The following is a 14,326-nucleotide window of genomic DNA, read 5'->3' on the forward strand; positions in this document are numbered from 1 at the left end:
GCATGGCAGGCCTGATCAAACGCGAGGACATCGATCTTGTCCGCGAGCGATCGGACCTCAAAGAAGTCGTGGATGCCTTCGTGACGCTGCGCAGCGCCGGCGTCGGATCCTACAAGGGACTGTGCCCCTTCCATGATGAGCGCAGCCCCTCCTTCCATGTCCGCCCCTCGGTCGGTACCTATCACTGCTTCGGCTGTGGGGAGTCCGGCGATGCCATCGCGTTCCTGATGAAGATGGAGCACACCACCTTCGCCGAGACCGTCGAGCGGCTGGCCGCGCGGGCCAACATCGAGCTGCACTACGAGGACGGCGGCTCCGGCCCGGACAAGGAGCAGGTCGGCCGCCGCCAGCGGCTGCTCGAGGCCAACAAGATCGCGGATGAGTACTTCCGGGACCAGCTGGGCACTTCCGGTGCGGCCACCGCCCAACAGTTCCTCGCCGGCCGCGGCTTCACCGCCGAGCACGCCCAACACTTCGGTGTCGGCTACGCCCCGCAGGGCTGGGACAACGTGCTCAAGCACCTGCAGCGCAAGGGCTTCCGTGAGGACGAGCTGAGGCTCACGGGGTTGTTCTCCGAAGGCCAGCGCGGCATCTATGACCGCTTCCGGGGCCGGCTGGTCTGGCCCATCCGGGACATGACTGGGGCGACCATCGGCTTTGGTGCCCGCAAGCTCTTCGAGGACGACCCCGGCCCCAAATACCTCAACACCCCGGAGACTGCTCTCTACAAGAAGTCCCAAGTGCTCTACGGGATCGACCTGGCCAAGCGGAACATCGCCAAGAAGCGCCAGCTCGTGGTCGTCGAGGGCTACACGGATGTCATGGCCGCGCACCTGTCCGGCGTGGACACCGCCGTCGCGACCTGTGGCACCGCCTTCGGCTCGGACCACGTCAAGATCGCCCGCCGGCTGATCTCGGACGACGGCACGGGCGGGGAGATCATCTTCACCTTCGATGGGGATGCTGCGGGGCAGAAGGCCGCGCTGCGGGCTTTCGAGGAGGACAACAAGTTCCTCGCCAAGACCTTCGTTGCCGTGGAACCGTCAGGGATGGACCCCTGTGACCTGCGTCAGGACAAGGGTCCGGAGGCGGTCGTGGCGCTGATCGACTCGCGCCGCCCGCTGTTCGAGTTCGCCATCAAGGCGGGGATGAAGAACTTCAACCTGGACACCGTGGAGGGCCGCACCGGTGCCCTCCGGCACGCTGCCCCCATCGTCGCCGGCATCCGCGACTCCGTCGTCCGCCCCGGCTATGAGCGTGAGCTGGCCGGTTGGCTCGGCATGGAGCCGGCCACCGTGCACCGCGCGGTGCAGAGCGCGCAGCGTGCGGCGGCCTCGCCGGCGTCGGGACATCGCCGGGGACGGTCCGACGACGGCCGGTCGGCGGGCCACGGCACCGCGGGCGACGCCGGCCGGCCCGGGGGAGCGGAGCCGGGCTTTCAGCGCCCGGACGTGCGCGATCCGGCGGCCCGCATGGAGAAGGAAGCCCTCGAGGTGGTGCTCCAGCAGCCCACCCTGCTCTCGGCTGAGCAGTGGCAGGCGTTCTACGCCGCCGACTTCAAAGTGCCCGCCTATGCCGTCATCCACTCCGGAATCCGTGCTGCCGGCATGGCCGGTGCCACCCCGTCACAGTGGGTGGAGCAGGTCCGCCAGGAGGTTCCGGCCGAACTGGGATCACTCGTCAGCGAACTGGCCGTGACGCCGTTGCCGGCCCGGACCTCGGAGGACCTGGTGCGGTACTGCCGGGACATCATGAACCGGCTGTTCGAGCTGCAGATCACCCACCAGAAGGGCGACCTCATGGGCCGGCTGCAGCGCTTGGGCCCCCAGGGCGATCCAGCGGAGTTCGCCGCGCTGAACCGCCAGCTGGTGGACCTGGAGATGAAGCGCCGGTCCCTACGCGCCCGGGACTGATCCCCGGTTCCGGCTCGGTGCCGGCACCATGCCGACCACGCGCCGGCCTTCGAGCCGGGCGCGCAGGGGCTGACCGGTCAGTTGTCGCTGGTGACCGCGCCGGTCATGGCGTCGACGTGCAGGTCGTCGTCCTCGCCCTGGGCGTTGTCGAGCTCGACCTCCCAGTGCAGGGCATTGTCATCGTCATCCAGGCTCAGGCTGTCGATGGTGCTGCCGTCGCGCCCCTCCAGTGCGGCACGGGCGGCCTCCTCGGCGGTGATGTCGGCTTCCTGGGCGCGGCGGATATCGTCCTGATCATCGTCGTCGTCATCATCGGTGTCCTCGCGGACCTCGCCGTCCAGGGTGACGTCGAAGTCGAGGATCTGGTCGCCGACGACGGCCTCGATGTCATAGCGCGTGTCGTTGTCGTCCAGGTCGATCTCCACGATGAGGGCGCCCTCCTGCTCGGCGAGGAACGCATCGATGGCCGCGAACACCGGGTCGTCCCCGGCCACCGCAGCGGTGGTCTCGCCGGACGTGGACGTGCTGGCATCGGTGGCCGAAGCGGAGGCGGACGCCGACTGATCGCCGGTCGCCCCGTCCGTGCTGTCACCGGTGGCGCTTGACGTCTCCGCCGCAGCGCCGGACGTGGCCGTAGTGGCGGTGTCATCAGAGTTGTCCGGTTCGGCCACCGAACAGCCGGTCAGCAGGGCCAGGGCCAGGACGCCGGTCCCGGTCCACGCGAGGGTCTGGGTGAACGTGCTCTGGGCTACCTTGGTCGCTACCTTGTTCTGCATCATGGCACCAGTGTGCCAAATCGGCATGAGCCGGTCATGAGAGGCCGATGAAGCGCCGATGAGAAGGGCCCACCGAGCCCTCGGCGGCGGAAGCACGAAGGTCCCCATCCTGGGATCAGGATGGGGACCTTGCGAGTGTGGCTCCCCCGACTGGACTCGAACCAGTAACCCTTCGATTAACAGTCGAATGCTCTGCCAATTGAGCTACGGGGGACCGCTGGTGCTGTTCGTGGAACTGCATGACAGCGGGTTCCACTGTACCGAAGTTCGGCGGAACTGTGAAATCGGCGCAGGGAATCCTGCCGGCGCCCGGCGCGGTTAGAGTTTTGCGGTGACCACGTCCTCCACGCCCGCCGAGATGACACCGTTGCGCCGGTGGCTGCTGCTGGTCGCGGTCAGCGCCGGGGTACTGCTGATCACCCTGGACAACACGATCCTCTACACCGCGCTGCCGACCCTGACGGCCGAGCTCGGGGCCACGGCCTCGGAGTCACTGTGGATCATCAACGCCTATCCGCTCGTGATGTGCGGACTGCTCCTGGGGGCGGGGACGCTGGGGGACCGGTACGGCCATCGCCGGCTCTTCCTCATCGGCCTGGTGCTGTTCGGGGCCGCCTCCCTCGTGGCGGCCTTCGCGCCCGGAGTCACCGTCCTGATCGCCTCACGGGCCCTGTTGGCCGTGGGCGCGGCGTGCATGATGCCGGCCACCCTGGCCCTGATCCGCATCGGCTTCGATGACGTCCGCCAGCGCAATGTCGCCATCGGGGTCTGGGGGAGCATCTCCGTGGTCGGGGCGGCACTGGGACCGATCGTCGGCGGGCTGCTGCTGGAGCACTTCTGGTGGGGGTCCGTGTTCCTCATCAACGTCCCGGTCGTCCTGGGCGCCCTGGCCCTGACTCCCTGGGTGGCACCGCGAGCCCGCCCGGACCGGTCCAAGTCCTGGGACGCGCTGTCATCCCTGCACGCCATGGTCGCCCTCACCGGAGCCGTCTTCGCGATCAAGGAGGCCACCGGCCCGGATCCCTCGGGACCACTGTTGACGGTCACCGCCGCCTGCGCCGTGGCCGGAGCCTGGCTGTTCGTCCGGCGCCAACACCGGCTGGACGATCCCGTCCTCGACTTCGCTGTCTTCCGCAACCGGGCCTTCTCCGCCGGGTTCCTGGCGGCGGCCTGCTCGATGTTCGTGATCGGCGGCGTGCAATTGGTCACCACCCAGCGCTTCCAACTGGTCGAGGGCTACACGCCGCTCCAATCCGGGCTCCTGGTCGCCGCCCTCGCCGCAGGGTCTCTTCTCACCTCCCTCGCCGGAGGGGCCACGCTGCACGTACTCGGCCTGCGCACGCTCATCACCGGCGGCTTCATCCTCGGTACGCTCGGCATGACCCTGGCCACCCTCGGTGCCACGACCCACCTGGGCCTGCTGGTCACCGGCCTGGTGCTGACCGGTGCTGGCATGGGCGCGGCCATGTCCGTGGCGTCCACGGCGATCATCGGCAACGTCCCGGCCCGTCAGGCCGGCATGGCCTCCTCCGTGGAGGAGGTGTCCTACGAGTTCGGCAACCTGCTCGCCGTCGCGATCCTCGGCAGCCTCGCCACCCTCGTCTACACCGTGACCGTCCAGCTGCCGGCCGGCGCCCCGGCGGGAGCGGCGGACAGCATGTCCCAGGCCGTGACGGTGGCCCCCGGTGATCCGGCCGTGCTGGCCGCCGCGGGCGCCGCGTATGACACGGCGTTCGTGACCGTGCTCGCCATCATCACCGCCGTCGTCGCGGTGTGCGCTGTAGCCACCGGGTGGCTCCTGCGCCACTACGGCCCCGGAACCCCGGCCAGCGCCTACGAGAGCAATCACTAGCCGGGCCGGCGCAGTCCGTCACGCCCTGTCACGGCCATCACCCGCCGTCGGGACCCTCCAGCTGAAGGTGGGGCCAGGTGCCCAGGTCGCGCAGCAGTTGCCGGTCGTGCGTCGCGACGACGACGGCGGCCCGGGTGACCAGCAGCGCCTCGGTGAGGGCGTCCACCACCGGAGCGGACAGGTGGTTGCTGGGCTCGTCCAGCAGCAGGAGGTCCGGTCGCTCCGCCAGTCGCAGAGCCAGGTGCAGCCGGCTCCGCTGCCCGGCGGACAGGGCGCCGACCGGGGTACGCAGTGCCTCCGGGTCCAACAGCCCGGTGGCACCCAGCGGCACCAGGTCCGCCTCAGAGTGGGTGCCGGCCGCGAGCAGCCGGTGCACATGGTCCCGGTACAGCTCGTGGGCGAGCAACCGCACCGGCCAGGCAGGGGGTTCCTGGCCGACCAGCGCGATCCGGGCCCCAGAGGATTGCCGCACCTCGCCGGTATCCGGTGCGAGCCCGCCGGCCAGCAACTCCAGCAGGGTGGATTTGCCCGCCCCGTTGGGACCGGTCACGAGCAGGCGCTCACCTCCGGCCAGCCGCACGTCCACCGGCCGCCTCAGCCGGCCGGCCACCGTCACGCCGCTGCAGTGCACCAACGGCTGTCCGGTCCGCACCGCCAGGTCCGGGAAGGACAGCTGTGCCGGTGGTTCGGGCACGGAGATGCGGTGTGCCTCCAGGTCTGCCTGGCGCCGCTTCACGGCCTGCACGACGCCGGGTGCCCGGCTCTGGCGTTGGTGCTTGCCATGGCCCTTGTCCGGTCGCCACGCGGATTCCAGCCGGTCCCGCGCCGCGTCGGCGGCCTCGGCCAGGCGGTGGTGCTCGGCCCGTTGGGCCTCATGGGCCTGCACCCAGCGTTCACGGGCTGCGGTCCGGCCCGCTTGCCAGCCCTCATAGCCGCCGGCGTAGAGGGCGGGCCGGCCATCCACGCTGGGGTCCACGTCGAGGAACTCCTCGGCCACATCCCGCAACAGGGTCCGGTCGTGGGAGATCAGAGCCAGCCCCCCGGGATGCTCGCGCAGGCTCGCGGTCAGGAAGTCCAGGCTGCCGGCATCGAGGTGATTGGTCGGCTCGTCCAGCAGCAGCAGGTCATATCGCGCACCGAGCACGCAGGCCAGCCGGACCCGGTACCTCTGGCCCACGGACAACTCCGCGAGCAGGCGGGACCGGTCCGTCACGGCATCCAACGCCGCCAGCGCCATGTCCACCCGGCGTTCGGCGTCCCAGGCGTCGAGGAGCGTGGCCCTCTCCAGGGCGGCCGCATAGTCATCGTCCGCACCGGCCGAGCCCAGGGCCAGGGCTTCGGCGGCAGCGTCCAGGGCGGTCAGGGCCCGCTGTGAGGCCCCGATCGCCTCGCCCACGAGCGTGCCTACGGTCTGGCCGGGGCCGGCGTCGAGGGTCTGCTCGGCCACGCCGAGCGTGCCCACCCGGGTGACCGAGCCGGCGTCGGGCCTCAGGGTTCCGGCGAGGACGTGCAGCAGGGTGCTCTTGCCGCGGCCGTTCTCGCCGACGATGGCGAGGCGGGAACGGGCGGAGACGGTGACGCTGGCGTCACGGAGGATCTCCCGGCCGCCGCGCACCACGCAGAGGCCGTCCGCACGAAGATGAGCAGCTGCGCCCGCGGGAAGTGCCGTCTCCGTGCCGTGGCTGGTCGAGGAGGAAACAGGGGAGGAAGGGTCAGGGAAACGTGGGTTCACGGTAGTGCTTTCGACTCGTCAGGGAGCCGGGCACGTCAAAGGACCGCCCGGCGGGAACCGGGACGGCGGTCGGGGTGGATCAGTTGATCGTGGGGTGTCTCACCGGGCCGCCGTCAGCGGCCGGGACGTATCCTGATCATCGCGATGCTGGTGTGAACCATGCGGACCATCATAATCAGGTCTCGTCTGTTCTGGTTTGTTCTCGTCCGTACTTGTCTGGGCCCGTCCGTTGTGGACCGTTGCCTCCGTGGGGCTGGACTAGTCTCAAGCCATGACGAGCACGCCCGGAGGGCCACCCGAATCCTCCGGACCGGCCGGCCGGCGGACCCGCTCCGCGATGGTGTCCGTTCTCGCCGTCGTGCTGATCGGCCTGAACCTGCGGGCCGGGATCGCCTCGGCCGGGCCGTTGTTCGAGGACCTGCAGAACCTGCTCGGTTATGGGCCGCTCACCGCCTCCCTGCTGCCGACCATCCCCGTGCTGTGCTTCGCGGTGGCCGGCGCGGGCACCGCCTGGCTGGTGCGTCGGTGCGGGCTGGAACCGGCCATCGCGCTGGCCCTGGCGCTGCTCACCGGGGGACTGGCCCTGCGTGTCTACGAGTCCACCGCCCTGCTGCTGGTCGGCACCGTGATCGGCATGTGCGGCCTGGCCGTCTGCAATGTGGCGATGCCGACGTACATCCGCCAGCACCACGGAGCCAGGGCCGCCACGATGACGGGGATGTACACGGTCTCCATGACGATCGGCGCCACCTCGGCGGCAGCGCTCGCCGTCCCCGTGGCCCGCGGACTGGATTCACCCACCGCAGGTCTGGCCGCCTGGGCGGTCCCGGCCGCCGTAGCGCTCGCGGTGTTCGTCCCACTGGCGGTGCGCAGCCGGCTGTCCGGGGACTGGGCCGGGCGCCGGGACGTGCCCTACGTCTCGCCGTGGGCCCTGTTGAGGACACGCAAGGGCCAGCTGTTCACGGCACTGTTCGCCGCTCAGGCATTCCTGGCGTACGGAGTCCTCGGTTGGTACCCGCACATCCTCATCTCCCGGGGGCTGGACGCCACCACGGCCGGGCTGATGCTGGGCCTGATGCAGCTCGTCGGCATCCCCACGATGATGGTGCTGCTGACGCTCGCCGGCCGTCCCTGGCTGCTGCGCACGGCCTTCATGATCACCTGCGGCGCCTCCCTGGCCGGTTACGTGGTCCTGCTGCTGGCCCCGGTGGACTGGGTCATCGGCACCTCCATCCTCATGGGGCTCGGATTCTGCGTGTTCCCACTGCTGATGCTCCTGATCAGCCGCAGCGGGGACACTTCGGCCGAGACCACGGCGCTGTCCACGCTGGCCCAGTCACTGGGCTACCTGGGAGCTGCTCTCGGTCCCTTCGGCCTGGGTCTGATGAACGGCCTGCTGGGGGACTGGACTGCCGCCATCGTGGTGGTGATGGCCGTCTCCGCCCTCCAGTTGGTCCTGAGCCATCGCGTCAGTTCCCCGGCGGCCCGGTTCTGACCCGCTTTCGCGCATCGGCGCATCGGCCCATGGGAGGCGGGGATGAGCCCAGCCTTGCCTTCTTTAGCAGAGCCTTTCCTTCGGTGACAAGGTGCTCGTGCGGTTCTACTGTGGTCTCATGAAGATCTCAGAAGACCTCCTGAAGAAGTTCAACGAACAGATCACCCTCGAGTTCGAGTCCTCCCTGGCCTACCGCCAGCTGGCCATCGAGGCGGACGAGCAGGACCTGACCGGGTTCGGCTCCTGGTTGCGCCACCAGGCCGACGAGGAGATCGTCCACGCCAACAAGTTCATCGACCACGTGGTGGACCGCGGCAACCATGCCGAGATCGGCGCGATCAACGCCCCCGTGGTGCGGGCCGGCCTAAGCCCGCTGGAGATCTTCGAGGAGTCCCTGGCCAACGAGGTCAAGGTCTCCAACGCCATCCGCGACCTGTACCGCGAGACCGAGGCCGCCGGTGACCTGGACTCCCGCCCGCTGCTGAACTGGTTCGTGGACGAGCAGATCGAGGAAGAGGCCACGGTCAGCGAGATCATCGGCCGCATCAAGCTCATCGGCAATGACGGCGCCGGCCTGTTGCGCCTGGACGCCGAGCTGGGCTCGCGTTCCGTGGGGACCACCGAGGCCTGATGACCGTCCCCGGGGAGACCCGACCGGAGATCGAGGAAGCCGGCGCCGCTCATCAGGGGGGAGAGGGGGCGCCGGCTCAGCTCGACCCTACTCGCATAGCTTGAAGTGTCAAGTGAAAGCGCTGGGGTGATCTCTGGGAAAGGACGGTCGGTGGTAGGTTTGACCTGCCCGGACCCGTCCGGGACAGCACCGAATTCCAGTCGTAGACCACAGGGAAGGCACACTCACATGGCCAACCAGAGTTCTCCCCGCGTGACGGACCAGACCCGCTCGAGCTCATTGCCAGACCTGGTGACCACGGCGGGCCGCCTACTTCCCCTGCAGCTCAAGGACGAGCTGGCCATGGTCAAGAGCCAGATGGGCAAGAAGGCGATCACCGCCGGGATCGGGGTCGGCCTCGCCGTCGTCGGCCTGGTCTTCCTGTTCATCATGGTGGTGGCACTGATCGTCGCGATGATCGGCGGATTCGCCCAGGACCGGCCCATCTGGTTCTCCGCCCTCATGGTGGCGGCCGGCGCCCTGCTGGTCGCCCTGATCTTCCTCCTCATCGGGGTGTTCCGCGTGAAGGCGGCCATGCCGCTGGTCCCGGCGGAGACCATCCAGGGCGTGAAGTACGACGTGGGGTACCTCAAGGAGGGCAACGCCTTCGATCCGGCGGAGTTCGACCGCCTCGAGGCCCAGAAGGCCGAGGAGAAGAAGGTCGCCGCCGCCCGCGATGCCGAACGCCGCAAGGCCGCGGATGCAGAGGACAAGGCAGCCCGAAAGCGTGGCGAGGCCCCGCAGCATGCCACGGTCCAGAGCCCGTCCTACGCCGAGTTGCGCCGCCGCACCCAGTTGCGGCGTCAGCACCTGGGTGACATCCGCTCGGGCCTGGAGGAGAAGACGGACCTCAAGTCCCAGTTCTCCGCCTTCACCTCCCAGTTCAAGGGCGATTCGTCCGGCGCCGGTTCCACCGAGCCGGATCCGACCTCGCCGACCGCTCCGCACCACACCGGCGCCCGCGCTGGCCAGAAGGCCAACGACGCCGGCGAGTTCGTGAAGGACCGGTGGCAGCCGCTGGCGATGCTCGGTGCCGCGACCACGGCCGTCGCCGTGTTCGCCCGCCAGCTCAAGAAGTAGCTGCGCCCACGGCGGGCGCGAGTCACTCCATGCGATTGATCGGTGCGGGTACCCGGGACGATATCGACTACGTGATCACGGACCGGTTCTGGACCGTCCCGAATGTCATCACGGTCGCGCGGTTCTGCCTGGTCCCGTTCTTCGTCTGGCTCGTCTTCTCGCAGCAGTACCTGGCCGCCTTCATCGTGCTCGCGGTGCTCTCCTGCACTGACTGGGTGGACGGCTACATCGCCCGCCGCTTCAATCAGATCTCCACGGTGGGCCAGTGGCTCGACCCGATGGCGGACCGGGTGTCCCTCATGGTCATCGTGGTGACCATGGTGCTCGCCGGGATTGCCCCGCTGTGGCTGGTGGTCAGCGTCCTGGCCCCGGACTTGGTCCTGGGGATCACCGCCCTCATCCTGTTCCGGGGCAGCCCTGAACTCGAGGTGACCGTCCTCGGCAAGATCCGCACGGCACTGTTGCTCGTGGGCACGCCGATGCTGCTCCTGGGACAGGTGCCCGGGCTGGCCGAGGACGCCCTCACGGTGGCCGCCACCGTCCTGCTGGCGCTCGGCTGCGCCGGCCACATCTGGGCTGCAGGGGACTACCTGGCTGGCTGCGTGCGCAAGCACCGCGAACTCCGGAAACGGGGCATCGACCCCCGAGACCGGGCCAGCTGGTCCCTCGCATGAAGTGGCTCTCCATCCTGGCGGCGCTGGTGGCCGCCTGCTGCCTGGCCCTGGGCAGTGAACGCCAGTCCGTCGGCGTCCGCCGCCACGAGGCCTACCTCCGCATCCATCCCCGGTCCGGGTTCCTGACCCTCTTCGGTTCCCCTGTGTGGCTGGCCGGCGGTGCCCTGATGGTCCTGGGGATCATCCTCAACGTCTACGCCCTGGCCACCGCCCCGCTGACGGTGGTGCAGCCGATCGGTGCCATCGCCGTGGTCATCACTACGTTGCTCAACGCCCGGATCCAGCGCCTGAAGCTCAACCGCGTCACGATCTGGGCCATTGCCGCGTGCGTGGCGGGCTCAGCGGGATTCGTGCTCATCGCCATCCTCGCCACGGAGGAGAATCCGGCGCCCACGCTGAGGCAGGAGCACCTCACGGCGATCGTCGCTCTCACCGCCACGGCCGTCTTGGCCCTCGTGGCGGTGATGTCCCGACGCCGGCCCAGCGCCTTCCTGTTCATTCTCGGCGCCGGCGTGCTGTTCGGCTTCGTGGCGGTCTTCGTGCGACTGGCCTCGATCCATCTGCTCCGCGGTGATGCCGGCGGACTGCTTGGCATTCCCTGGTATCAGCTGAGCATCATGGCGATGGCCGGGCTCCTGGGCGTCTATTTCGTCCAGATGGCGCATCGGCACGGCCCGCCGGACCTCGTGGTCGCCGGCCTGACGGTGGTCGACCCGATGGTCGGTGTCCTCACCGGCATCATCGTGTTGGGCGAGCTACAACCGAATCTGCCCTGGTGGGTGGGTTTATGCATGGTCGTGGCGGCCGCCATTGCTACGCTCGGAGTCGTTGCCTTGTCACGTCATCACCCGGACGTGCTCAAGCGCCGCGAACAACGTCGCCGAGCGGCCAGTGCGCCGGCCGAGGACTAGTACGGCCCCCGGTTCCGAGCGGAGTCGGCACCCCCACCAGACAGGAGCCCCTTGCCCGTGACGGCAGCAACCGACCGCAAACTGAAGGTCCTCATCGCGGCGGACACCTACCCGCCGGACGTCAACGGGGCCTCTGTCTTCTGCTACCGGCTGGCCCGGGCCCTGCATGCGCGCGGCCACGAGGTCCACGTGGTCGCCGCCCGCAACGAGTCCGGACCCGACTCCATCCAGTACAACGACGAGGCAACCGTCCACCGGCTGCAGTCCGTGGCCGCGCCCACCCACGAGTCCTACCGGCTCGTGTCCCGGCGGCACGCCAGTCAGTCCATCGGGGCCCTGCTCGAGGAGATCCGCCCGGACGTGGTGCACGTGCAGTGCCACTACATGATCGGCGAGGCCGCCATCAAGGAGGCGGAGAAGCGGCGCATCCGCACCATCTCCACCAACCACTTCATGCCGGAGAACCTGGAGCCCTTCCTGCCGTTCCCGCAGTGGTTCCTGAACATCGTGTCCAAGAACTCCTGGCGGGACATGGGCCGCCTGATGCGCAAGACCGCCGCCGTCACCACGCCCACGGCGCTGGCGGCGAAGACCATGGCCGAGAATGCCAACCTGGACTATGTGCTGCCCATTTCCAACGGCATCGACTCCTCCGCGTACGAGTTGGCCCCGGGGGAGACCGTCGAGCGCCGGGACCACCCGACGGTCCTGTTCGTGGGCCGCCTCGCGGTGGAGAAGAACGTGGACGTGCTCATCCGGGCCATCGGCGAGCTGGCCGCCACGGTGGGGGCACACCTGGAGATCGTGGGCGACGGTGAACAGGGCACCGGCCTGCGCGCCCTCGTGGACGAGCTGGGGCTGGCGGATCGGGTGCATTTCCTCGGTCACGTCAGTGACGCCGAATTGCACCGGGTCTACCTGCGCGCCGACGTCTTCTGCCAGCCCGGCACGGCCGAACTGCAGTCGCTGGTCTCCCTCGAGGCCATGAGCGCATCCCGCCCCGTCGTCTTGGCCGATGCCCTGGCGCTGCCGCACCTGGTCTCGGATGGTGACAACGGCTACCTGTTCACGCCGGGTGACCCGCAAGACCTGGCGAACAAACTGGCGGCCGTGCTGACGGCCACCGAGCAGGAACGGGCTCGGATGGGAGCCGCCTCCCACGACCGCGCGGTCCAGCACTCCCAAGAGAAGACGATCGACCTGTTCGAGATGCTCTACCGCGGAGCAACCGCTGAAGAGGTCCGCGCACTGCTCTAGGATCGGCCGCGTGGAGTGGTTCACCGAGATCCTGCCGGGCTGGCTCGCGGCCCCTGACGGCGAATGGGCACGGGAGATCCTGCAACGCGGGGTCGCGGCCCTGTACCTCGTCGCGTTCCTGTCCACACTGAACCAGTTCCGGCCCCTGCTGGGGGAGCGCGGCCTGCTGCCGGCCCCGGAGTTGCTGGAAGCCGGACGTCAGCGCGGGCCCACCCTCTTTCGCCGCTGGGGCTACAGCGACCGTCGTCTGGTGGTACTGGGAGTCGTCGGGATGGCGGTCTCCGCACTCCTGGTGGCGGGGATCCCGCAGGCCGGACCGCCGTGGCTGCCGCTCGCACTGTTCCTGGGGCTGTACGGGCTGTACCTGTCCGTGGTGAACATCGGTCAGGTGTTCTACGGCTTCGGCTGGGAGATGCTGCTGCTCGAGGCCGGGTTCACGGTGGGCCTGCTCGGCTCCCATCAGGTGCCGCCGCCAGCACCGATGCTGATCCTCGTGGTCTGGCTGGTGTTCCGCCTCGAATTCGGGGCCGGGATGATCAAGATGCGCGGCGGCAGCGAATGGCGGGACCTCACCGCACTGGACTTTCACCACCAGACGCAGCCGATGCCGAATCCGCTCAGCCGGCAGGCGCACCTCAAGCCCCGGTGGTGGCACCGCTGTGAGGTGGTCGGCAACCACGTGGCCCAGCTCGGGGTGCCGTTCCTGCTCTTCCTGCCCCAGCCGGTGGCCTCGGTCGGTGCCGGAGCGATCATGCTGACCCAGCTCTGGCTCGTGGCGACCGGCAATTTCGCCTGGCTGAACTGGGCCACGATCGTCCTCGCCGCCGCGGCCCTCGGTGACTCGGTGCTGCACCGACTCATCCCGGCCCTGCCAGCGGACCTGGGTGCAGACGCCGCGCTGGAGTCCGGGATGGCGAGCGGAGGGTCTGCCGCCGGTATCCCCGTGTACTGGACCGTGATCGTCCTCGCCGGATCGGTGGCCCTGATCGTGGCGTCCGTGCCGGCACTGCGGAACCTGTTCTCCCGCCGCCAGTTGATGAACGCCTCCTTCAACCGGTGGCAACTGGGCAACGCCTACGGGGCCTTCGGTTCGGTGACCCGGCAGCGGATCGAGATCGTCATCGAAGCCACTGAGGCAGGCTCCGGGGACCATCCGCCGGAGGACGAGGCCGATTGGCGGCCCTACGAGTTCAAGGGCAAGCCCGGTGACGTGCGGCGCCGGCCGCGGCAATGGGCGCCCTACCACCTGAGGTTGGACTGGATGATGTGGTTCCTTCCGCTCAGCGGTCTCCACCAGCGCTGGTTCCACACTCTGTTGGCCCGGCTCCTGGTGGCGGACCCGGCCGTGCTGCGGTTGCTGCGCCAGGATCCCTGCGCCGGCCGGGCGCCGCGATTCATCCGCGTGAGGTCCTTCCGGTACCGCTTTGCCACGCGTGCGGAGCGCCGCGAGACCGGTCACTACTGGATGCGCGACGACGGCCGGATCGTCATCGGGCCCGTCGCCGCCCGCTAGGATGGACACTTGCGCGCCCGGCACAGCCGCGCGCCGAGGGGCGTTAGCTCAGTTGGTCAGAGCAGGGGACTCATAATCCCTGGGTCGCGGGTTCAAGTCCCGCACGCCCTACCTCTACGGCGATCTTCGGTGGCATCTTCTTGTCCTCCCCCGAGCGGATGCACCACGTCAGGGGCGGATGCAGGGACATCGCGTCGGCCCTCCCGTGCGGGATACGGTGGAGTGAGTCGGACAGACCGGCATCCACCAGATGGGAGAAGCGAATGTCTGCTTACACAGAAGCACGCGAGGAAGCGGCCACGGCCCTCCTGCAGAAGATCACCGAACAGGTCGCGGAGAGTGACAGCCCCAAGTCCATCCGAGCACTGGCAGAGGCGTTTGCCTTGGTGCGAGGAACACTGACCGGCGGTCCCAAGGTCGATGTGAAGTCTTGACCCGACCCAGCCGGCGCTC

Annotated in this window: 12 protein-coding genes and 2 tRNA genes; 11 read left to right on the forward strand and 3 right to left on the reverse strand. The window is 69.0% G+C overall.

The genetic code is table 11. The annotated features are described in order from the left end of the window. Positions 1-2: 2 nt before the first annotated feature. Positions 3-1,913 (forward strand): DNA primase, encoded by a 1,911-nt coding sequence (gene dnaG / locus C8E99_RS01430; protein ID WP_115930781.1) that lies wholly within the window; start codon positions 3-5, stop codon positions 1,911-1,913. Positions 1,914-1,990: 77 nt separating this feature from the next. Here dnaG and C8E99_RS01435 read toward each other — a convergent pair whose 3' ends face one another. Together C8E99_RS01435 and C8E99_RS01440 are read right to left on the reverse strand one after the other, a co-directional pair. Next, positions 1,991-2,692 carry a PepSY domain-containing protein gene (locus C8E99_RS01435; protein WP_115930782.1) on the reverse strand — a complete coding sequence of 234 codons (702 nt, stop codon included), beginning with the start codon at positions 2,690-2,692 and terminating at the stop codon, positions 1,991-1,993. A 135-nt stretch (positions 2,693-2,827) separates the two neighbouring features. Continuing rightward, positions 2,828-2,903, reverse strand: a tRNA-Asn gene (locus C8E99_RS01440). A gap of 117 nt (positions 2,904-3,020) precedes the next feature. On the opposite strand from C8E99_RS01440, the gene C8E99_RS01445 reads away from it, so the two are divergent. Next, positions 3,021-4,541 carry an MFS transporter gene (locus tag C8E99_RS01445; RefSeq protein ID WP_425452834.1) on the forward strand — a complete coding sequence of 507 codons (1,521 nt, stop codon included), beginning with the start codon at positions 3,021-3,023 and terminating at the stop codon, positions 4,539-4,541. 37 nt (positions 4,542-4,578) lie between these two features. Here C8E99_RS01445 and C8E99_RS01450 read toward each other — a convergent pair whose 3' ends face one another. Continuing rightward, positions 4,579-6,159, reverse strand: a complete 1,581-nt coding sequence (locus tag C8E99_RS01450; protein WP_342767580.1) for an ATP-binding cassette domain-containing protein — start codon at positions 6,157-6,159, stop codon at positions 4,579-4,581. Positions 6,160-6,544: 385 nt separating this feature from the next. On the opposite strand from C8E99_RS01450, the gene C8E99_RS01455 reads away from it, so the two are divergent. The 9 genes from C8E99_RS01455 to C8E99_RS15820 all read left to right on the forward strand — a co-directional run bounded on the left by C8E99_RS01455 (position 6,545) and on the right by C8E99_RS15820 (position 14,307). Then, positions 6,545-7,768 (forward strand): MFS transporter, encoded by a 1,224-nt coding sequence (locus C8E99_RS01455; protein WP_115930783.1) that lies wholly within the window; start codon positions 6,545-6,547, stop codon positions 7,766-7,768. A gap of 118 nt (positions 7,769-7,886) precedes the next feature. Continuing rightward, complete coding sequence (locus C8E99_RS01460; RefSeq protein WP_115930784.1) at positions 7,887-8,399, forward strand: ferritin; 513 nt, start codon at positions 7,887-7,889, stop codon at positions 8,397-8,399. A gap of 228 nt (positions 8,400-8,627) precedes the next feature. Further along, a complete protein-coding gene (locus C8E99_RS01465; RefSeq protein WP_115930785.1) occupies positions 8,628-9,518 on the forward strand; it encodes a phage holin family protein in 891 nt (296 codons plus the stop codon). A gap of 29 nt (positions 9,519-9,547) precedes the next feature. Beyond that, positions 9,548-10,192: a CDP-alcohol phosphatidyltransferase family protein gene (locus C8E99_RS01470; RefSeq protein ID WP_115930786.1), complete on the forward strand. Its 645-nt coding sequence runs from the start codon at positions 9,548-9,550 to the stop codon at positions 10,190-10,192. Continuing rightward, the gene (locus C8E99_RS01475; protein WP_115930787.1) at positions 10,189-11,103 is read left to right on the forward strand and encodes a DMT family transporter; all 915 of its coding nucleotides are present in this window, start codon (positions 10,189-10,191) and stop codon (positions 11,101-11,103) included. The genes C8E99_RS01470 and C8E99_RS01475 overlap by 4 nt, the downstream gene beginning before the upstream one ends. Before the next feature lie 57 nt (positions 11,104-11,160). Continuing rightward, a complete protein-coding gene (locus C8E99_RS01480) occupies positions 11,161-12,360 on the forward strand; it encodes a glycosyltransferase (RefSeq protein WP_115930788.1) in 1,200 nt (399 codons plus the stop codon). A gap of 10 nt (positions 12,361-12,370) precedes the next feature. Beyond that, entirely contained in the window at positions 12,371-13,873 is a 1,503-nt protein-coding gene (locus C8E99_RS01485; RefSeq protein WP_245952020.1) for a lipase maturation factor family protein, read from the forward strand. A 37-nt stretch (positions 13,874-13,910) separates the two neighbouring features. Beyond that, positions 13,911-13,984, forward strand: a tRNA-Ile gene (locus tag C8E99_RS01490). Positions 13,985-14,136: 152 nt separating this feature from the next. Further along, positions 14,137-14,307 (forward strand): hypothetical protein, encoded by a 171-nt coding sequence (locus C8E99_RS15820; RefSeq protein ID WP_170144500.1) that lies wholly within the window; start codon positions 14,137-14,139, stop codon positions 14,305-14,307. Positions 14,308-14,326: the final 19 nt, after the last annotated feature.

Source organism: Citricoccus muralis (assembly GCF_003386075.1).
GTDB classification, from domain to species: domain Bacteria; phylum Actinomycetota; class Actinomycetes; order Actinomycetales; family Micrococcaceae; genus Citricoccus; species Citricoccus muralis.

Excerpts from the sequence above, each read along its gene's own strand:
- dnaG (WP_115930781.1), top strand. The coding sequence starts at position 3 with ATGGCAGGCCTGATCAAACGCGAGGACATCGATCTTGTCCGCGAGCGA.
- C8E99_RS01435 (WP_115930782.1), bottom strand. The coding sequence starts at position 2,692 with ATGATGCAGAACAAGGTAGCGACCAAGGTAGCCCAGAGCACGTTCACC.
- C8E99_RS01455 (WP_115930783.1), top strand. The coding sequence starts at position 6,545 with ATGACGAGCACGCCCGGAGGGCCACCCGAATCCTCCGGACCGGCCGGC.
- C8E99_RS01460 (WP_115930784.1), top strand. The coding sequence starts at position 7,887 with ATGAAGATCTCAGAAGACCTCCTGAAGAAGTTCAACGAACAGATCACC.
- C8E99_RS01465 (WP_115930785.1), top strand. The coding sequence starts at position 8,628 with ATGGCCAACCAGAGTTCTCCCCGCGTGACGGACCAGACCCGCTCGAGC.
- C8E99_RS01470 (WP_115930786.1), top strand. The coding sequence starts at position 9,548 with ATGCGATTGATCGGTGCGGGTACCCGGGACGATATCGACTACGTGATC.
- C8E99_RS01475 (WP_115930787.1), top strand. The coding sequence starts at position 10,189 with ATGAAGTGGCTCTCCATCCTGGCGGCGCTGGTGGCCGCCTGCTGCCTG.
- C8E99_RS15820 (WP_170144500.1), top strand. The coding sequence starts at position 14,137 with ATGTCTGCTTACACAGAAGCACGCGAGGAAGCGGCCACGGCCCTCCTG.